This window comes from Nitrincola lacisaponensis (assembly GCF_000691225.1).
GTDB lineage: Bacteria > Pseudomonadota > Gammaproteobacteria > Pseudomonadales > Balneatricaceae > Nitrincola > Nitrincola lacisaponensis.
Map to the genome: position 1 here is coordinate 116,545 of NZ_JMSZ01000032.1, position 19,494 is coordinate 136,038.

Here is a 19,494-nt window from a genome sequence, read left to right on the forward strand (position 1 = left end):
CACTTATACCTGCGATAAAAACAGGGTTATTAAAGTTTGATCAAATCACTGCGTAAAGATTGCTTTGGCGGCTCGGTGGTTAAATCGCATCGATAGATATGACGCCCGTCCAGGGCAAGGTGTACCTGGTTATCTTGTTGTTCAACCTGCCAGCGCCAGGGTTCGGTACTCAGTGATAACAGCGTACTGTGAAAGCTCGGCAAGGGTGGAGCACACAGAGCTTGCCAGTCACAGTATTGACCATCTCTTAAACGGCGTGCCAGTGCTTCAGGCGTCAGCCCGGTGTGATTGTTTCTGTGCAGCAAGGGTTCCAGGCGGGGTTCGCGGGCAAAGCTTTTGCGCACACTCAGGTCACTGGGCAATTTAAAGGGTGTGTTGTCACGAACATTGGTGTTGAAATCCAGACTTTCCAACCCTTCAATCACGCAGGACAGACGCCAGCCACAGCCTTTGATCAGTTGCCAGGCAGGCTCCAGGCTTGAGCGGGCACCCAGCGTATAGCGTACCGGGTTGGCCTGTTCGGGCTGAAAACAGGTCAGCTGTAAAAAAGTGCTTTGAAAATCCACCAATACCGCGGGTGTTTCGACCAGACAATAGGGATGCTCCCGCCTGAAAAAGCTCAGCCAGTCTTCACGGGACTCAAGAGAGGGCAGTACACGAATCAACATCATCGCATTGTAACTCAATCACGGCAGTATGAGCAGCGTGAAACTCAGCGGCGTGGGTTTTGTCGAATAGCGGTTGGGCAGGGTATACTGTCAGGCAGGATTATCAGGAGCGTATCATGTTAAAACGTGTGTCTTGGTTTGCGGTAGCGGCGATGGCTACCGCTGGTTTTTCAGCGAATGTGCAGGCTGATGCCGGTCATATCTGGTCACAGGGTGGTGAATTGCTGGTGCAGACTTCTTTTTTCACCCGTCACTACAGCAAGGACCCGGATCATAACGAAAATCAGCGTTTGATCAACCTGGAGTGGACCTTCGCTGAAACCGACAATGTCAATGTACAGCGCCCTTCAGGCGGTGACTGGCGCGATGATATTCGTTGGCTGGTCGGTGCCGGAACATTCAAAAACTCTTTTGATCAGCGCAGTACCTATGTGTATGGCGGTGGACGCTATGACTATTATGATACCGAGACCACGCGCGCCTACGCCAAGGTGACAGCGGGTTTGTTACACGGTTACCGTGGTGAGTACCGCGATAAAATTCCGATGAACCGCTTTGGTGTCGCCCCCGCGATTCTGCCTGCCTTTGGTGTGGAGCACCATCGTGTCAACCTGGAGATGATTCCTTTCGGGACCGCCGGGGTGATGTTTAATATTGGTTACGTATTCCGTTAATGGCCAGGAGTTGTTACCTATGACGGATGTTCTGTTCCCGTTGGAGCAGCATCCGCTGCGCCCGGCACTCTACGATGAGTTGCACTCACGCCCGTTTCAGGTGATCCCCTGTCCGGCGCGTATTACCCATCTGGCGTTGCTGACCACGCCTGAACAAAGTCAGGCCCAGTTTGAACACCTGTGTGAACTGCATCAATTGATGGGGTTGCCTGAGCCGGAGGAAGAGGTTCGCTGCTATGAAAAGGACTTTGGTCATTTTCGTATCCGCCGTGAACAGCACATGGAGTTCGCCTCCTATACCTTCATTAATCTGTCACCTGCCGCTGAAGATGAAGCGTTGTTTGCTCAAACCGGTATCAGTCCATTGCCGGACGGTTGGCTGGCAAGGCTTCAGGGTCAGGCAGTTGCAGCATTTCATTTACAGCTGCAGGACTCGGATTCAGGCCCTGAAGCCGATATCCAGATGATACGCCCAGCGTTTGAAGGCATGCGCCTGGTCGGTAGTTGCCCACAAAATGGCAGTGCCCGGGTGTGGGGCAGTTTCCGTATGCACAGTGATGGTTTTGGGCGTTTTCTGGTACTGAACCACCGCATGTCCAACAGCCAGCTGGGACGCCTGACACAACGTTTGCTGGAGATTGAAACCTACCGCCTGATGTCCTTGCTGGCGGTCAATCTGGCACGGGATATTGCGCCTGACCTGACTGAAATGGATCAGCAGCTGGCGCGTATTACCCAGGACCTGGCAGATAACAATCAGGTGGATGAACGGGCCATACTGGCAGAACTGACCGATATGGCGGCCCGTATCGAAGCCTTCCGGGCACGCTCCACCTTCCGTTTCTCGGCTACTCGTGCCTATCACCGTCTGGTGCTGACCCGTTTGGAAGAGTTACGCGAAGATGAAGTGTCCGGGCATCTGACGATTCGGGAATTTATGACCCGCCGACTGACGCCCGCGGTGAAAACCTGTGAATCGGTCGGCTATCGTCTTGAAGATTTGTCGCGTCGAGTGGACCGTGCATCCGATATGATGCGAACCCGCGTGGAATTGTCGATACAGCACCAGAATCAGACCCTGCTCAGCTCCATGGACAAGCGTTCCCAGGTACAGCTGATGATGCAGCATACTGTTGAAGGTCTTTCGGTTGTGGCGATCAGTTACTATCTGGTAGGGCTGCTCAAGTACTTGATTGATGCGGTCTATGGTGTCGGTATTCATTTTGACAAAGCGCTGGTTACGGGGGCGATGATACCGCTGGTGGTGTTTCTGGTCTGGTTCAGTGTACGGCGCATCCACTATCACTTTATGAAATTGGCTGAAAAGAAACAGGATCTATCATGAGTGTTGCAGAACGTCTGGAAACCCTGGTGCGTAATGGTATGCAGGTCGAGATGCTGAAGTTGGAAAATGAAAGTCATATGCATGCCGGTCCGGCGACTGAAAGTCATTTCAAGCTGGCGCTGGTCAGCCCTGATTTTGAAGGTCAGCCGAAAGTACGCCGGCATCAGCAGGTGTATGGCCTGGTGGCTGAACTGATGCAAAATCCCATTCATGCGTTGGCATTGCACCTGTATACACCACAGGAGTGGCAAGCGCAGCAAGGGCAGATACCGGCATCGCCGAACTGCAAAGGTGCGGCAAAGCACTGACAGTTGAAGCCTTCGCCTGTGTTCGTACAGGCGAAGGTCAGCGAAATTTAGCGGGTGATCTGACGGAACAGATCAAAGTATTCAGGGAAGGTCTTCCGGGTGCAACCCGGATCATTAATCGTGATTGCCGCATCACCGAAAGCAGCCAGTGAGAAGCACATGGCCATGCGGTGATCATCATAGGTATCGATACTGGCCGGAGTCAGTCGGGCAGGGGGGGTGATCTCAATAAAATCCTCACCTTCCACAACACTGGCACCCACCTTACGCAGCTCGGTTGCCATGGCACTGAGCCGGTCTGTTTCCTTCACCCGCCAGTTATACACATTACGAATCGCTGTCGGGCCTTCGGCGAACAGCGCTGTGGTCGCAATGGTCATGGCGGCATCGGGAATGGCATTCAGATCCAGATCCACCCCTTTCAGGTGACTGCCACGGCTGACCTCAATCCAGGTGGGACCGTAGGTAACCTGAGCACCCATTTTTCCGAGTACTTCGGCAAAGGCTTTGTCGCCCTGCACACTGTCAGCGCCAACACCATAAACGCGAACCTTGCCACCGGCGATGGCTGCTGCCGCCAGAAAGTAGGATGCAGATGAGGCATCACCCTCCACCATCACTTCACCCGGTGAACGGTAGGTCTGGTTTCCGCGAATAAAGAAACGCGCATAGTTCTCATTATCGACTTTGATGCCAAACAGTTGCATACTGTGCAGCGTAATGTCGATATAGGGTTTGGACACCAGTTCGCCTTCCACGTCGATGGTCAAATCGCCATTGGCCAGGGGCGCTGCCATCAGCAAAGCGGTCAGGAACTGACTGGAAATATTACCGCGAATGCTGACAGTGCCACCACGAAGGCCTTGAGCATGCAAGGTCAGCGGAGGATAGCCTTCCTCTTTGAGGTAGGTGACCTCGGCACCCAGAGGGCGCAGCGCATCGACCAGATCACGAATCGGGCGCTCAGACATGCGAGGCTCACCCGTCAGTGTGAAGTCACCCTGACCCAGACACAAGGCAGCACAGAGCGGCCGCATGGCGGTTCCGGCATTACCCAGAAAAAGTTCCAGCGCCTGATCTGTCCGGAAAGGTTTGCCCGTACCCTTGACGGTACAGCTACGCCGATCATCGGATAGCGTGTAGTCCACGCCCAGCAGTTGCAGTGCATTCAGCATATGTCTGACGTCATCACTGTCCAGCAGGTTGGTAATACGGGTTTCACCTTCTGCCAGAGCCGCCAGTAACAGCAAGCGGTTAGACAGGCTTTTGGAACCGGGAAGTTGTACATCGCCTTCGGCGTGGCTAAGAGGATCGAGTGTCAGGCTGTCCATGGTGATGATCGGTTTCTTCTGAGTGAAATAGTGATTGCAAGAAAGCGGATAAACTACCATTTTTTACCCGGCGGAGCGAGGATTGCGCGCTTCATCCCGGCAACAAGGAGACATCGTTTGGAAGGGCAAAGCGTCACTGAAGGACAAAAACTCTATACCTGGCAGTCGATCTTGCAGGTCGCCCTTAAACACCGCCGTGAGTTGGTCATGGCAAATATCATTGCACTGCTGGCGGCTGTCGCTGCGGTGCCAGTGCCGCTGCTCATGCCATTACTGGTTGATGAAGTGCTGCTGGATCAACCGGCAACCCTGGTGGCGGCTGTTAACCAGTTGGTGCCTGCAGAATGGCAGGGGCCTGCGATCTATATCTTCTCGGTGTTTGCACTGACCGTGCTGCTGCGTGTGACTGCACTGTTACTGAATGTCTGGCAGGCCCGGCAGTTCACGATCATTTCCAAAGACCTGATTTTTCGCATCCGACGCTCATTACTGAATCACCTTCAGCGTATCTCCATGGCTGAATATGAAACCCTGGGAAGTGGTCGGGTTGCATCACATTTTGTCACCGACCTGGATACAGTCGACCGCTTTATTGGCAGCTCCATCAGCCGGCTGCTGGTGGCCGTGCTGTCGATACTGGGTACCGCCATTATCCTGCTGTGGATGCACTGGCAGCTGGCGCTGTTTATCCTGTTGCTCAACCCGTTTGTGATCTGGCTGACCATGGTGATAGGCAAGCGGGTAAAGGATCTGAAGAAGCAGGAAAACCTGTCCTATGAAGTGTTTCAGGGCGCCTTGACCGAAACCCTGGATGCGATCCAGCAGATCCGTGCCAGTAATCGTGAACGCCACTATCTGATGCGCCTGATCGACGGCGCGCGAGATGTTCGTAATCACTCCAGTCGTTTCGAATGGCAGTCAGATGCGGCCAGTCGTTTCAGCTTCCTGGTGTTCCTGATAGGTTTCGACCTGTTCCGCTCTGTGGCGATGCTGATGGTGCTCTTCTCGGATCTGTCGATAGGACAGATGATGGCCGTCTTTGGCTACCTCTGGTTTATGATAGGTCCCGTTCAGGAAATTCTGGGTATTCAGTATGCCTGGTTTGCCGCCAATGCAGCACTGGGTCGCGTCAACCGCTTGATCGCCCTGAAAGAAGAACCTCAGTATCCGGCACTTAAAGACCCGTTTGCGGGTCATACAGGTGTACAGCTGGAGCTGGATAATATCCATTTCAGCTACAGTCCGGGTCAGGAAGTGTTACGTGGCATCAGCCTGAGTATTCCGGCGGGACAAAAAGTTGCACTGGTCGGTGCCAGTGGTGGCGGCAAGTCAACCTTGATTCAGGTGATTCTGGGGCTTTATCCTGCCGAGCAGGGTGATGTGCGCTTTAACGGCATATCGGTGCGTGAGACAGGCTTTGAACAGGTGCGTGAACATGTGGCGACCGTACTGCAGCAGCCTGCCCTGTTTAATGGCACAGTGCGGGACAATCTGCTGATGGGGAAAACCTACACAGATGCGCAATGCTGGGAAGCTCTGAGGGTTGCACAGCTGGAAGACTTTGTCCGTGATGAGCTGCCAGAGCAGCTGGAGACACGCGTAGGGCGTCAGGGTGTGCGTCTGTCCGGTGGGCAGCGGCAGCGACTGGCGATTGCCCGCATGGTGTTGAGTGATCCGGCGGTGGTGATTCTGGATGAAGCCACCTCAGCACTGGATACCGAGACAGAAGCGCGGCTGCATCAGGCACTGCAGGATTTTCTGAAAAACCGGACCACCCTGATCGTGGCCCATCGTCTCAGTGCCGTCAAACAGGCCGACAAGGTGTATGTGTTTGAAGACGGACAGATTGCCGAACAGGGAAGTCATGAAGAACTGATACAAGAGCAGGGGCTCTATCAGAAACTCTATGGTACGCATCAGCAGGTTTAAGTAAAAAATGGCTGTCGCTCATATGGCGTTCAGCTTGGAACCGTTAAGATAGTCTAAGATAAATCTATACAAGCCAAACAGCGCTTAGGAGACATGCTATGAACAAAAAAACCGCAATCGCTTTGACACTGCTGCTCAGTGGTGCGGTGCTGACCGGTTGTGCACAGTCAACACTGACAGGCACCAGCTACAGCCGTGGTGAGGCCCGTCAGGCACAAAGCGTACAGATGGGACGTGTTGAATCGCTTGTACCGGTGGTGATTGAGGGTCGTACTGATGGTATTGTCGGTGCAGGTACCGGTGCCGTAATTGGTGGTGTTGCCGGTCATCAGGTGGGCGGTGGTACAGGGCGTCAGCTTGCGACCGTTCTTGGTGCCGTTGCTGGTGGTGTTGCCGGACAGCGTGTTGAAGAAATGACCAGCCGCCGTCAGGGTGTGGAAATCACCGTGCGTCTGGATAATGGTTCCTTGGTTTCAGTTGTACAGGAAGTGGATCAGAACCAGGTCTTCAGCCCAGGTGATCGCGTTCGCGTTCTGGGACAGGGCAGCACAATGCGTGTGACCTACTAACCTGTGACAGGGTGACCGTCCGCAGCGCGGGCGATCACCCCGAATTTTACTTCTCTGGAGCGTGATAGTAGAGATACAGATCGACCAGCAGCTCTGGAATCTGCTCTGCCATCTCTTCACTCAGCGCGCGATCCTGGCGTATTTCGGCAATCTCCGGATCATCAAACAGTTCCGAAGCGACCATGATGGGTAACAGCAAGCCTGCGACCGTTTCTTCATCATCGCCGAACCAGTCCTCTTCACGCATGAACACGCCTTCCATGAACGACTGAGCCCAGATCGTCAGTTCCGGTTCGTCTTCATCTTCATCAGTATCCAGCGTCAGTTCACAGGGCAGCAGTGTTTCCTGATCGTTGTACAGATCCTGGCCAATGGTGTGATTTAGCTTGCGTAACAGACCGATGATCTCGGACTTCTGTGTCTCCGTCTCCCATTTGGGTTCAGAGTCAAACAGCAGATCCAGCCACTCCTGTTCCGGTACTTTCACCGGACTGATATTCAGCGCGCAAAGCAATCCATGCGTACCGATCAAGTCCAATGAATCTTCGGAAACGGCTGAAGAAAAAAGAAAGGCTTCAAGCTGGTCAAGTTCAGCTTCTGTGATCAAACCGGTGGCAGTCATCTCTAGTATCCCCATTGTCATATCACGCTATTCTAACCTGTAAAGTTGATGGCGGATATGGTTTCAAGGTGTCTATACGGGTTTCCGGATGGCGATCTGTGCAGCACGTCCTGAACGGATCGACTCACAGGCCAATAACTCAAAACCACACATCTCCAGCAGATCACACAAATCCTCAGGATGATAGCGATTATGCTCCAGATAATGCAGAAACTGAGCCTGTAACCATTCATCTGTGACCTGCGGGTCTGTGAGGGATACACCTTTCAGCTCATGCAGGAGGGCTGACTTGAGTGGCTGGCGCACCATATCCACCAGTATCACAACGCCACCAGGCTTCAGCCAGCGATACAGATTGCGAAACAGACTGACCGGCTGATGCAGCTCGTGAATCAGCCGGTTGGCAAGCGCCACATCGACCGTTTCAAGCGCAAACAGCTCAGGCAGATCCAGATTCAGGTCAGCGACCTGAATCTGGACAGACGCTGGCAGATTATCTACCAGCTCCAGCATGTATGGTGCGCATTCGATACCGGTTAGCTGCGCATCCGGGTAACGTTGATGCAGATCTTGCAGAAACAAACCTGGTCCACAGCCCAAATCAATCAGATGCGCAGTTGTATCCGGCGCCAAATTGACATGCGTGTTCCAGAAGGTTTGAAAGGACGCATCATGATTACGCTGATGACTTTCCAGCGTACGCTGAGCTGCTAACCGCCCATCGCCTCCATGATGGCGTTCAAGATAAACCTGGGTTGTTTCAAGTGAGGACATGCCGGCGTTTCCTGTGAGCAGAAGTACAATAATTACTTTAGTGTTGCTTAATGTACTATCTAATTTGTACATAGCAAAGCTGATGATCATTGCTGTCTTACCTTCTTGAAACTATGAGAGTGTGTTGATATCTGATAATTACCAGCATAATGCAGTGGTTTTGACTGCAAATTGCAGCTAAACTGCAATACGGGTGATTTTACCTACTAATTTTTATTCTGGAGATGTATGAATAAACCAGCACTGCTAATCGTTGAAGATGATGAGTTCTTGGCACGAGCCTATGCAGAATTTTTGAGTTGTACTGGGTGTCATATTGAGGTTGTGCATACGGGACAACAGGCAATTTCATACTTGCAAATGGCTCCTCCTGCTATTTTATTACTCGATTTGGGATTGCCAGATATTCATGGTTTAGAAGTACTGGAGCATATTCGAAGGTCTGATCTAAAAACAAAAGTTATCATCGTCACTAGTGAAAATAGCGCAGATTCTGCTATGGATGCCGTCCGCATGGGGGCATATGACTATATGTTAAAACCACTGGATCAGCCTCGGTTACTGGTTATTATCAGAAAGCTTCTTGAGCAGCTGCTTCTAGAGGAGAAGCTTAGTGCAATAGAAAAAAGCCCTCGCAATCATTACTGTGGCTTTGTGGGGAGTTCAGCGCCTATGCAGGTTGTTTATCGCATTATTGATAATGTTGCTACCAGTAATGCTACAGTTTTTATTACTGGTGAAAGCGGTACTGGTAAAGAGTTGTGTGCAGAAGCAATACATCGTCAGAGTTCTCGGGCACAACTTCCCTTTGTTGCCTTGAATTGCGCAGCTATCCCACGCGACTTGCTTGAGAGCGAGATCTTTGGGTATGTAAAAGGAGCTTTTACTGGAGCCTTACAGCCTAGAAAGGGCGCAGCTGCTCAGGCCAATGGAGGTACGCTTTTTCTGGATGAAATTTGTGAGATGGACCTTGAGTTGCAGACAAAATTGCTGCGTTTTATTCAAACCCGTCAATACCGTCCAGTAGGTGCTACACAAGAAGAGTGTGTTGATGTGCGATTTGTGTGCGCAACCAATAGAGATCCGTGGCATGAGGTCAGGGCAGGGCGGTTTCGTGAAGATCTCTATTACCGGCTTTATGTCGTGCCTATTGATCTACCGCCACTGCGTAACCGTGATCAAGATGTTTTGATATTGGCACATCACTTCTTACGTCAATACTCATTACAGGAGGGTAAACACTTTGAAGGATTTAGTCATGATGCAGTGAATATTCTTCTTACTCAGGCGTTCCCAGGTAATGTCCGTGAGCTGCAGAATATTATCCGTCGGATAGTTGTTCTTCACAAGGGAGGACTTGTTACCCATTCCATGTTGGATCTAAAAAGCAAGAGCGCTTATTCAGATCTATGTGAACCCGCTAAAAATAAAATGGTTACTGAAGCTGAACATAGCGGAGCCCCTATTCGCAGACTTGCTGATGTTGAACGTGAATACATCGAGCAGGCTATTAGTCAGTGTAATGGAAGTGTTATTGAAGCCGCTCGCCATTTAGGTGTCAGTGATTCCACTCTTTACCGGAAGCTTAATCGCTGGGGAAAAAGTATATAAACCACATTACTGGTATGGTTTTTGCTTGCTTTAATGTGAATATCACACAATAAATTCCCGGCAAGCATCGTATTAAGCATAGGGTAAAGCTAGTGACTCATGAGCAAAAGGCTAATCAGATATTGGCAAAATTGCGTGAACAGTTTATCGCGCAACTGCCGGAAAAAATGCATGCCATTGCTCAGCAGGCAGGCTGCATTGACCTGACATCCCCCACCCATTCTGAATTGTTAGCCTTGCATCGTCTGCTCCATAACCTGACCGGCAGCGCCGGTACGTTTGGTTTGCATTCGCTGAGTGATATGGCGCGACAAACAGAGCGGCTGCTCGATCATCTGCGCAACACCGAAGATAAAGTCGAACAACAGGCCATAGCTTCAGCCTTATCGGTTGCCTTGCAACGCATGGACAAGCTCGCACGCAGCGCCCCTGATCGGCATGCTCCCAGCCTGACTGCTCCCAAGGTGATGCGGCCTCCCAAGGGCAAGCGTTCGCCGTTGCTTTATGTGGTAGAGGATGACAGTCAGCAAGGCCAAAAACTCATCGGGGTGCTCGAGGAAGCTGGGTACTGTCCACGTCTGCTGGATGGCCTGTCAGCCTTCTCTGCAGCGATGCGGGCGGATGAACTACCCGCTGCCATTATTATCGATATGGTGTTCCCGGATGGTGATTTAGCCGGCGCAGAGTATATCCGGCAGGAACGCGAGGCATATTCCGGGAGTTTTCCACCGGTGGTGTTTTTGTCGGTACGACAGGATCTGGATGCCCGTCTGGCGGCCTATCGCAGTGGTGCTGCTCATTATTTAAATAAACCTGTTTCTTCTGAACGTTTGCTGCGCCTGCTGGACGAGATCACTCAACGGGTCCCCCCTGAACCCTATCGGGTACTGATGGTGGATGATGAACCCCTCATCCTGGAGGCACAGGCCAGTATGTTGCGGGCCGCCGGTATGCAGGTTTCAACCCTTCAGGACCCACGAAAGACTCTGGAGCAAATGCAGACCCTGGATCCGGAAGTATTAGTCCTGGATTTTCACATGCCAGAGATTAGTGGACCGGAACTGGCGGCACTTCTGCGTGAGGACGAGCGCTACCACCAGCTTCCGATAGTATTTCTATCGGCTGAGTTGGATCCGGATTGGCAGTCACAGGCACTCAGCCTTGGGGGTGATGACTTTCTGCAAAAACCGGTTGTCCCTGACTATCTCATCAACCGGGTTAGTTCGCGTGCTCATCGTGCCCGCGAGCTGCGAGCCAAACAGTCAGAGATACAACAACTGCTCTATCAGCGCGAACGTGAACACCTGGCGCTCAATCAACATGCCATTGTCAGTATTGCCGACAGTGCTGGCAATATCACCTATGTCAACGACCTGTTTTGTGATATCAGCGGTTATTGTCCTGAAGAGCTGCTGGGAAAGAACCATCGCCTGCTCAAATCCGGTCAGCACCCGGACAGCCTCTACAAGGAGATGTGGGCCACCATCGTCTCCGGCCAGACGTGGTTTGGCGAGGTCTGCAACCGGCGCAAGGATGGCAGCCTGTACTGGGTTGAATCAACAATTACTCCCTTTCTGGATGAGAGTGGCAAGCCATACCAATACGTATCAATCCGTACTGACATCAGTCATGCAAAAGCTGTTGAGCAGGAGCTTGCACGTCTATCGCAGGTGGCCAGTCAAACCACTAACGGTGTGGTGATTACCGACATGGCTGGTCGGGTAGAGTGGGTCAACGATGGCTTTACCCGTATATCCGGCTACACTCTCGACGATATGCTTGGTCGCAAACCGGGGGAGTTGCTGCAGGGGCCGGAAACCGATCCCTGCACTCTTGCCAGGATACGTGCGGCACTGGAGCGAGGGGAAGGGTTTAAGGCTGACCTGGTCAATTACACCAATGAAAACAAGCCCTATTGGATTCGTATTCAGTGTAATCCACTACGTGATAACAAGGGCTCGCTGCAGGGTTTTATGGCCATCGAGTCCGACGTGACGCAGGAAAAAGAAGATGCCTACCAGCTTGCCGCTACCCTGGAATCCACCAAGGACGGTATTCTGGCGGTAGACGCCAGCGGTAAGATGCTGTTTATGAACCTGCAGTTCCGCCAGATGTGGAGCATGACCGAACCCATGGCGGATAGCACCAGCGATGAACAGCTGCTCGCCCATGCCATGACACAGCTGCTCGACCCCGAAGGTTTCATGCAAAAGGTAAAGGTCCTATACCAGTCGACGGAGGAGCTCGACGACTTGATAGAACTGCTCGACGGGCGCGTCTTTGAACGCCACTCCAAGCCCTTGCGGCGTGATGGGAAATCAGTTGGACGGTTGTGGAGCTTTCACGATATTACCCAGCGGCTGCGTGCAGAACAGGCTGCCGAGGCTGCCAAGGAGCGCCTGCGTCGTGGCCAGCTATATGCAAATATTGGTACTTGGGAGTGGGATATTGTTACAGGCGAACTGTTCTGGAGTGAACGCATAGCGCCGTTATTTGGCTACCCTGCTGGCGATCTGGAAACCTCCTACGTTAACTTTCTGGCTGCAGTACATCCTGATGACCGTCAGGCAGTAATTGATGCCGTTGCCGCTTGTATAGAAAATGATGCGCCTTACGATATAGAGCACCGCGTGGTGTGGCCAGATGGAACTGTCCGTTGGCTTCTGGAGCGTGGCGCAGTGCAGCGTGATGCCGAGGGCAACCCCTTGAGTATGATTGGTGTGGTACAGGATATCGATGAGCGCAAACGGGCCGTACAGGATCTGTTGATTTTCCGTCGTGTATTCGATGCCACCGAACAGGGAATAGGTGTGACCGATGCGGAGGGCTTCTAAGTCTACAGTAATCCGGCGCATGATCACTTGTTAGGATACTCGTCGCACATGTGCCAAGGTATGCACTTTACTCAGTTCTTATCTGAAGAGGCTATGCAATGGGCACCTGAGACCATTATGGATACTGCGGCTAAGGGGGAGAGTTGGACAGGGTTATTACAACTTCAGCGTCAGGATGGTGAAAAGCTCATTAGCACTGCTAATATAGGATCTATCGCTGGGCCAGATGGTCGCCTGCAGTACTTGTTTAATATTATGAGCGATTACACCAGCGAGTTGCTGCGCCAGCAACAGCTTTTTGCTGCAAAAGAAGAGGCTGATCGTGCCAACCAGGCTAAATCGTCCTTTTTATCCAGTATGAGTCATGAATTACGTACACCGATGAACGCCATCCTCGGTTTTGCCCAAATGCTTGAATATGATGATGCTCTGGATGCTGATCAACAGGATAATGTCCATGAGATCATCAAAGCCGGTAATCATCTACTTGTGCTGATTAACGAAGTGCTGGATCTATCCAAAATAGAGTCAGGTCATCTTGAGCTGTCTCTGGAACCAGTGGAAGTCTATCCGCTCATGGACGAGTGCTTATCGCTGATAAAACCTCTAGCACAAAAGCACCAGATCCATGTTAAACATTGTGGACTGGAAGCATGGTGGGTGCGTGCCGATCGTACTCGCTTCAAGCAGGTTTTACTCAACTTGCTTTCAAACGCGGTCAAGTACAACCGTGAGGGAGGCGAGGTGAGTGTGACAATTCAGCCCGAAGGCTTAGAGCGACTGCGTGTATTGATCAGCGATACGGGCAAGGGTATTGCCCCTGAGCGACTTGGTGAACTATTTGATCCCTTTAACCGTCTGGATGCCGAAGGCAGTACGGTGGAGGGTACAGGTATTGGTCTGACAATTACCCGCCAGATTATGGAAATGATGGGGGGGCGCGTCGATGTGAAGAGTGAATTAGGGGTTGGCAGTACCTTCTGGCTGGAGTTGCCGCTGGAGTCCCGGGGCGATGAGGCAGGTTCAGCTGGACTGCTGAACACTACTGAAAGTGAAAACAGATTCATCCCGGCCGAACAGCAGCACTTGGTGTTGTATATCGAGGATAACCCGGCCAATCTGAAGCTGATAGCCAGCCTTATGGGTCGTCTACCTCATATTCATCTGCTCACCGCGCATTTGCCTGAGTTGGGATTGGAGTTGGCCCGGGTACGCAAACCAGCACTGATCCTGCTGGATATAAATATGCCCAGTATGGACGGCTATCAGGTATTGAAGATCCTGAAGCAGGATGCCGAACTAAAAGAGATCCCGGTACTGGCTGTTACCGCGAATGCCATGCCTCGGGATATTGAACGTGGTAAGCAGGCAGGGTTTGCCGATTACATTACCAAACCCATTCACGTGAATACTTTCCTCGATAGCGTTGATCACTGGCTTGGGCAGAAAAGTAATTCAGAGACATAAACTATGTTACTTCATACCAACGAGCACCACTTTGCACGTATTCTGATCGTGGATGATGAACCTGCCAATCTGAAGCTGCTGGACAAGATGTTGTCGGGGCAGGGCTATCAGGATTGTGTTCTTATCCGCGACCCGCGCGAGGTGTTGCATAGTTACCAACAGCAACGCCCTGATTTGATCTTGTTGGATATCAATATGCCGCATCTGGATGGTTATCAAGTGATGGAGCAACTGGTAGCACTGAATGACCCATTGTTACCGCCCATCGTGATCCTTACAGCGCAGCATACCAAAGACTACCTGCTACGAGCCCTAGCTGGAGGTGCCCGGGATTTTGTCAGTAAGCCGTTTGACCGTAATGAGCTGTTGATGCGGGTACGCAATTTGCTTGATGCCCAGTTAGCTCATCGTATGCTGCATAGCCAGAAAGATGTGTTGGAAGATATGGTACGTCAGCGTACTGAAGAGTTACACGCCACGCGCCTGCAGGTAGTACAGCGACTTGGCATGGCCGCGGAATACCGAGATGAGGAAACGGGCTTCCATATACTGCGTATGAGCCATATATGTGCTCTGCTTGCCAAGCAGATCGGTTGGGATGATGAGCAGTGTGATCTGATGCTCAACGCCAGTCCTATGCATGATATAGGAAAAATTGGCATTCCTGATGCGATTTTACTCAAGCCGGGTAAGTTCGAACCACATGAGTGGGAAATCATAAAAAACCATGCCGTTATCGGCGCCAAGTTGCTCGAGGGTGACGACTCTGCTTTGATGCGTATGGCTCGCGAGATTGCGCTCACTCACCATGAAAAATGGGATGGTAGTGGCTATCCTAATGGTCTGGTCGGCGAAGCTATACCCATATCTGGGCGCATTGCTGCGTTGGCCGATGTGTTTGATGCGCTGACCTCGACTCGCCCCTACAAAAAGGCCTGGTCAGTCGAGGCGGCAGTAGACCTGATCAAGGAAAGTAGTGGCAGCCATTTCGACCCGGATCTAGTTGAAGTATTTCTGCGCAAGCTGCCCGACATCCTGGCCATCAGCGCACGTTACGCTGAACCGGAAGAAGCATGATGCAAGCACCCAGACAGCCGGACAATGAGGCGGCGCGTCACGCCGCCTTGCAGAAGCTCAGGCTGCTCGATACTGAAGCAGAGGAGCGCTTTGATCGCCTTACCCGCCTGGCCAAACATCTATTTTCTGTGCCGATAGCCTTGGTTTCGTTGGTGGATGAAAATCGCCAGTGGTTCAAGTCTCGCCAGGGGCTGGACGCCTGCGAGACCGGGCGGGATATCTCATTTTGTGGGCATACCATTATTAATAATGCCATTTTCGAAATTATCGATGCCAGCCTTGATCCTCGTTTTGCCGACAACCCTCTGGTGAGCGGGCCACCACATATCCGCTTTTACGCTGGCGCACCCTTGACCACGCTCGATGGCTACCGTATCGGTACTCTATGTCTTATTGATACTAAACCGCGGCAGCTGACGGCTATAGAGCTTAGTTCTCTGCGTGATCTTGCCGACTGTGTGGAAGCTGAAGTTAATCAGATAATCCTTAAAAAGCAGAGCCAACTGCTGAGTCAAACTCAGCAACTGAGCAAGATCATTACTCGTACCCAATCACAGTTTATCCAAGAGGAAGGCCAGCGTAACAAGATTTTTCATGGTCTGCTGGAGGAAGTTCTTGAGTTAACCGAGAGTGAATATGGCTTTATAGGTGAGGTGCTGTATAACGATGAGAGTATACCCTACCTGAAGATATACAATATGAGCAATATCACTTGGGATCAAGGCACCCATGCTTTATATCAGAGCAAGGTTATACAGGGGCTGGAATTTACCAATCTTAATACTCTGTTCGGAGCGGTCATCACCACTGGTGAGCCAGTGATTGCCAATGACCCTCATAACGACCCGCGAAGTGGTGGCTTGCCTGAGGGGCACCTTGTGATGCATGCCTTTCTCGGTATTCCGATACACTGCGGTGATAAACTGGTCGCCATGCTGGGTATTGCCAACCGCCCCGGGGGTTACGATCAGGCACTATTGGATTTTATGCGCCCACTCACCATAACGCTTGGCCAACTAGTGGAAGCCGCACGGATCAAACAGCGGCAGCAGCAGGATGAATGCCGTCTCTCTTCGGTTATTGAAGGCACCAATATTGGTATTTGGGAATGGAATGTTCAGACGGGTCAGACCATCTTCAATGAGCGTTGGGCTGAAATAGTCGGCTATACACTGGCAGAGCTGCAGCCTATCAATATCCAAACCTGGCTCGATCTGGCTCATCCGGAAGACCTTAAACAATCTGAGATGATGCTGGAACGCCATTTTTCAGGTGAGCTGGCTTACTACGATGTTAAGTGCCGCATGCGCCATAAGCTGGGGCACTGGGTGTGGGTGCATGATCGCGGATGTGTTATGAGCTGGACATCGCAAGGCAAGCCATTGCAAATGTTTGGCACTCACGCTGATATTACTGAACAAGTCTTGATGAATGATGCTATTGACCAACAGCGCTGGTTATATGAGCAGATTCTGGAACAGTCTATGGCAGGTTATTGGGATTGGATGCTCCAGCAGGGTACTGAGTATTTAAGTCTCGGCTTTAAGCAGATGTTTGGTTATGACGATCATGAAATGGAGAATCGGCCAGAGTCATGGCAGAAAATTATTTTTCAGGAAGATCTGCCTGGCGTACTTGAATGCTTCGATCAACATATCAGGAGTCATGGGCAAGTCCCGTTTGATAACACCGTCCGCTATCATCATAAGAATGGCTCAACTGTTTGGGTGCGTTGTATTGGAAAAGTGATTGAATGGGGGCCGGATGAGCAGCCTGTTCGTATGATTGGCTGCCATATAGACATCACTGACCTAAAGCAGTCTGAGCAGGCTCTTAAGCTTAGCGAGTCACGCCTGCGAGGGCTTTTTGAACTATCACCTATAGGCATTGCGCTAAATGAGTTTGATACCGGTCGTTTTGTGGATCTTAACGACGCATTATTGGCTCCCACTGGTTACACTCGTGAGGAGTTTACTGATCTGAGCTATATGTCCATCACCCCGAAGGAATACTGGCCTGAGGAAGTCCTTCAACTGGAGAAAATGGAAAAAACTGGACGCTTTGGTCCTTTTGAAAAGGAATATATCCGTAAGGATGGCAGCCGTTATCCGGTACTACTCAATGGTATGGTGGTGTATGACCCGTCTGGACGAAAGTTGATCTGGTCGATGATCGAAGATATTTCTGAACGTAAACGCATCGAACTGATGAAAAGGGAGTTTATTTCAACCGTCAGCCATGAGTTGCGTACCCCGCTCACATCGATCACTGGTGCACTGGGTCTGCTAAAGGGTGGTGTGGTATGTGAGTTACCAGAGTCGATGCGAGATATGCTCGAGATTGCACATAGGAACAGTCTTCGCCTAACCCATCTTATTAATGACTTATTGGATATGGAAAAAATTGAAGCTGGCAAACTGCAATTTAAAATGCAGGTACAGCCGTTGATGCCGCTGATTGAACAGGCTTTGGAAGAAAACCGTTCATATGGTACTGATCGAAGAGTGGGTCTGTTATTAACACATTATGATCACAGTATTTTGGTACGAGTAGATTCAAATCGTCTGATGCAAATTTTGGCAAATTTGCTCTCTAATGCGATCAAGTTTTCACCTGAGGGTTCCGAGGTGAAAATAAGTATTGTGAAAAAGCGAAATAAAGTGGTTATCAGTGTTACTGATCAAGGTCCCGGCATTGCCGACTCTTTTCGTGAGCGTATTTTTAAAAAATTCTCTCAAGCAGATTCTTCGAATGTCCGGGAGCAAGGTGGCACAGGTCTCGGGTTAGCGATTACCCGGGAGCTTGTAGAGGCGATGGCTGGATCGATTGGCTTCGATTCCTCAGAGGGAGCAGGTTCGACTTTCTGGTTTGAGCTACCCATACAAGATCACCTTGAAAGTAGACTATTTAGTGATGAATTACCTACCTCGAGTTTTAATGAAGCTTCTGTCCTGATTGTGGAAAATAATCCCACTATTTATCAAGTTGTTGAATCTATTGCTAATGAGAAAATAGATTTTGAATTAGCCACTACGTTTAAAGACGCTAGCGATCGTCTGAGGCTTGAGAGCTTTTCTGCAGTAGTATTGGATACCGATCTGCGTGATGGATCGGTTTTGGATTTACTTCAGATGATCCGTGTTCAGCAGCCAGATGCGAAGGTAATCATTTGTTATGGCACTGAAATAAGCTCAAAAGAAGCTTGCATGGTTGATTTCATTATACCCAAGTCCAAAATTTCATCGTGCGAGTTGCTTGATGCGATCAGGGTTCGAATTAAATCATGCAAGGGAAGAGGAGAGTCGGCATGAGCAAATTGCAACGAATTCTGTATGTCGAAGATGAAGTAGATATTCAGACTATTGCGAAATTAGCGTTAGAGGTTCTTGGCGGCTTTACAGTCAAAATATGTTCATCTGGCGAAGAGGCTTTGCGAGAAGCAGATGCCTTCTCTCCGGATTTATTGCTATTAGATGTCATGATGCCAGGTATAGATGGTCCGAGTACATTGATGGCATTGCGAGCCAGGCCTGCTACTGTCGCGGTACCGGTGGTATTTATGACTGCGAAGATGCAACCGGAAGAAGTTGCTTACTATAAATCATTAGGGGCAATCGATGTAATTCCTAAGCCTTTTGATCCAATGACACTTGCTAGTCAAGTCAAAAGGAGCTGGAGTCTAAGAAATGAGTGATAAACAATATGATGAGATGCGTATCCAGTTAGCGCAGATCCGTCATGACTACCTTAAACACCTGCCGGAAGAGTTAGCTACCCTTCAGGCGATGGGAGAGAGCTTAGGAGATAGCGAATATGATCTTGATTGCCTAAAAGCGATCTACCAACGTTTGCATAAACTATCTGGTTCAGGTGGATCGTTTGGTCTGAAAACTCTTAGCGCGGAAGCGAGTAAGCTTGAGCAAAAAGTCAAAGACTTGTTGAGTCAATCCTCAGTTCAGCTGGATGCGTCGTTAAAACAACAATTAATATTGGATCTTGCTGCATTAATGAACACGTTAACTCAAGCAGAAGTACCCACTTCAGTTGTCCCAGTTGATAATCGGCACCCCCCCCGTTAGCCGCATTGGCTAGCGTCTGGTTGGTGAATGATATTCGTCAATATTTTCCCATTTGCATTTCATTCAGTGGCTGCGTTATGCAAAAAAAACTGCATAATGCAGTGGTGTTGGAAGTAATGGTCTGCAAAATGCTAATTAAGTCATAAATGCTAGCGTAATATCACATGATTTCTCTAATGGCATGGTTTTTGTATTGTTTTTGTGGG

16 protein-coding genes and 1 pseudogene are annotated in these 19,494 nt (G+C 50.5%); 13 read left to right on the plus strand and 4 right to left on the minus strand.

Features of this window, described 5'->3' with window-relative positions:
* Positions 1-29 precede the first annotated feature (29 nt).
* Entirely contained in the window at positions 30-671 is a 642-nt protein-coding gene (locus ADINL_RS16010) for a hypothetical protein (protein WP_051632723.1), read from the minus strand.
* 113 nt (positions 672-784) lie between these two features.
* Here ADINL_RS16010 and ADINL_RS10600 point away from each other — a divergent pair, with 113 nt between their 5' ends.
* From ADINL_RS10600 to ADINL_RS10610, 3 genes are read left to right on the plus strand one after another with little or no spacing between them, the layout of a single operon-like run.
* Positions 785-1,342: a hypothetical protein gene (locus ADINL_RS10600; protein ID WP_051632724.1), complete on the plus strand. Its 558-nt coding sequence runs from the start codon at positions 785-787 to the stop codon at positions 1,340-1,342.
* A 19-nt stretch (positions 1,343-1,361) separates the two neighbouring features.
* Positions 1,362-2,687: a DUF3422 family protein gene (locus ADINL_RS10605; RefSeq protein ID WP_036547582.1), complete on the plus strand. Its 1,326-nt coding sequence runs from the start codon at positions 1,362-1,364 to the stop codon at positions 2,685-2,687.
* Positions 2,684-2,995, plus strand: coding sequence for a BolA family protein (locus ADINL_RS10610; protein WP_036547585.1), 312 nt, complete (start codon positions 2,684-2,686; stop codon positions 2,993-2,995). The genes ADINL_RS10605 and ADINL_RS10610 overlap by 4 nt, the downstream gene beginning before the upstream one ends.
* A 47-nt stretch (positions 2,996-3,042) precedes the next feature.
* Here ADINL_RS10610 and aroA read toward each other — a convergent pair whose 3' ends face one another.
* Positions 3,043-4,326 carry a 3-phosphoshikimate 1-carboxyvinyltransferase gene (aroA, locus tag ADINL_RS10615; RefSeq protein ID WP_036548661.1) on the minus strand — a complete coding sequence of 428 codons (1,284 nt, stop codon included), beginning with the start codon at positions 4,324-4,326 and terminating at the stop codon, positions 3,043-3,045.
* A 117-nt stretch (positions 4,327-4,443) separates the two neighbouring features.
* Here aroA and ADINL_RS10620 point away from each other — a divergent pair, with 117 nt between their 5' ends.
* On the plus strand, positions 4,444-6,255 hold the full coding sequence (locus tag ADINL_RS10620) for an ABC transporter ATP-binding protein (protein WP_036547587.1): 1,812 nt from the start codon (positions 4,444-4,446) through the stop codon (positions 6,253-6,255).
* Positions 6,256-6,353: 98 nt separating this feature from the next.
* Positions 6,354-6,824, plus strand: a complete 471-nt coding sequence (locus ADINL_RS10625; protein WP_051632725.1) for an outer membrane lipoprotein — start codon at positions 6,354-6,356, stop codon at positions 6,822-6,824.
* 46 nt (positions 6,825-6,870) lie between these two features.
* Here the strand turns inward: ADINL_RS10625 and ADINL_RS10630 are convergent, their stop codons facing one another.
* Both ADINL_RS10630 and ADINL_RS10635 read right to left on the minus strand, forming a co-directional pair.
* Positions 6,871-7,446, minus strand: coding sequence for a YecA/YgfB family protein (locus ADINL_RS10630; protein WP_036547591.1), 576 nt, complete (start codon positions 7,444-7,446; stop codon positions 6,871-6,873).
* 72 nt (positions 7,447-7,518) lie between these two features.
* On the minus strand, positions 7,519-8,220 hold the full coding sequence (locus ADINL_RS10635) for a class I SAM-dependent methyltransferase (RefSeq protein WP_051632726.1): 702 nt from the start codon (positions 8,218-8,220) through the stop codon (positions 7,519-7,521).
* Between the two features lie 228 nt (positions 8,221-8,448).
* On the opposite strand from ADINL_RS10635, the gene ADINL_RS10640 reads away from it, so the two are divergent.
* The 8 genes and pseudogenes from ADINL_RS10640 (at position 8,449) to ADINL_RS10670 (ending at position 19,288) form a co-directional block, all read left to right on the plus strand.
* Positions 8,449-9,831 carry a sigma-54-dependent transcriptional regulator gene (locus ADINL_RS10640; protein ID WP_036547594.1) on the plus strand — a complete coding sequence of 461 codons (1,383 nt, stop codon included), beginning with the start codon at positions 8,449-8,451 and terminating at the stop codon, positions 9,829-9,831.
* Between the two features lie 122 nt (positions 9,832-9,953).
* Entirely contained in the window at positions 9,954-12,665 is a 2,712-nt protein-coding gene (locus tag ADINL_RS16015) for a PAS domain S-box protein (RefSeq protein ID WP_152547664.1), read from the plus strand.
* A 12-nt stretch (positions 12,666-12,677) separates the two neighbouring features.
* A pseudogene (locus ADINL_RS16820) lies at positions 12,678-12,947 on the plus strand (PAS domain S-box protein); the annotation flags it as partial.
* Positions 12,921-14,132: a hybrid sensor histidine kinase/response regulator gene (locus ADINL_RS16785; protein ID WP_338036398.1), complete on the plus strand. Its 1,212-nt coding sequence runs from the start codon at positions 12,921-12,923 to the stop codon at positions 14,130-14,132. The pseudogene ADINL_RS16820 and the gene ADINL_RS16785, both read left to right, overlap by 27 nt.
* Positions 14,133-14,135: 3 nt before the next feature.
* A complete protein-coding gene (locus ADINL_RS10655) occupies positions 14,136-15,209 on the plus strand; it encodes an HD domain-containing phosphohydrolase (protein WP_036547597.1) in 1,074 nt (357 codons plus the stop codon).
* Complete coding sequence (locus ADINL_RS10660; protein WP_051632729.1) at positions 15,206-18,520, plus strand: PAS domain S-box protein; 3,315 nt, start codon at positions 15,206-15,208, stop codon at positions 18,518-18,520. Before ADINL_RS10655 ends, ADINL_RS10660 begins: the two co-directional genes overlap by 4 nt.
* Entirely contained in the window at positions 18,517-18,903 is a 387-nt protein-coding gene (locus ADINL_RS10665) for a response regulator (RefSeq protein WP_036547600.1), read from the plus strand. Before ADINL_RS10660 ends, ADINL_RS10665 begins: the two co-directional genes overlap by 4 nt.
* Positions 18,896-19,288, plus strand: a complete 393-nt coding sequence (locus tag ADINL_RS10670; RefSeq protein WP_036547602.1) for an Hpt domain-containing protein — start codon at positions 18,896-18,898, stop codon at positions 19,286-19,288. Before ADINL_RS10665 ends, ADINL_RS10670 begins: the two co-directional genes overlap by 8 nt.
* Positions 19,289-19,494 lie beyond the last annotated feature (206 nt).

Coding starts and splice junctions, on each gene's coding strand:
- ADINL_RS10625 (WP_051632725.1), top strand. CDS start 6,354: ATGAACAAAAAAACCGCAATCGCTTTGACACTGCTGCTCAGTGGTGCG.
- ADINL_RS10655 (WP_036547597.1), top strand. CDS start 14,136: ATGTTACTTCATACCAACGAGCACCACTTTGCACGTATTCTGATCGTG.
- ADINL_RS10665 (WP_036547600.1), top strand. CDS start 18,517: ATGAGCAAATTGCAACGAATTCTGTATGTCGAAGATGAAGTAGATATT.
- ADINL_RS10660 (WP_051632729.1), top strand. CDS start 15,206: ATGATGCAAGCACCCAGACAGCCGGACAATGAGGCGGCGCGTCACGCC.
- ADINL_RS10670 (WP_036547602.1), top strand. CDS start 18,896: ATGAGTGATAAACAATATGATGAGATGCGTATCCAGTTAGCGCAGATC.
- ADINL_RS10605 (WP_036547582.1), top strand. CDS start 1,362: ATGACGGATGTTCTGTTCCCGTTGGAGCAGCATCCGCTGCGCCCGGCA.
- aroA (WP_036548661.1), bottom strand. CDS start 4,326: ATGGACAGCCTGACACTCGATCCTCTTAGCCACGCCGAAGGCGATGTA.
- ADINL_RS10635 (WP_051632726.1), bottom strand. CDS start 8,220: ATGTCCTCACTTGAAACAACCCAGGTTTATCTTGAACGCCATCATGGA.
- ADINL_RS10610 (WP_036547585.1), top strand. CDS start 2,684: ATGAGTGTTGCAGAACGTCTGGAAACCCTGGTGCGTAATGGTATGCAG.
- ADINL_RS10630 (WP_036547591.1), bottom strand. CDS start 7,446: ATGACTGCCACCGGTTTGATCACAGAAGCTGAACTTGACCAGCTTGAA.
- ADINL_RS16785 (WP_338036398.1), top strand. CDS start 12,921: ATGAGCGATTACACCAGCGAGTTGCTGCGCCAGCAACAGCTTTTTGCT.
- ADINL_RS10600 (WP_051632724.1), top strand. CDS start 785: ATGTTAAAACGTGTGTCTTGGTTTGCGGTAGCGGCGATGGCTACCGCT.
- ADINL_RS16010 (WP_051632723.1), bottom strand. CDS start 671: ATGATGTTGATTCGTGTACTGCCCTCTCTTGAGTCCCGTGAAGACTGG.
- ADINL_RS10640 (WP_036547594.1), top strand. CDS start 8,449: ATGAATAAACCAGCACTGCTAATCGTTGAAGATGATGAGTTCTTGGCA.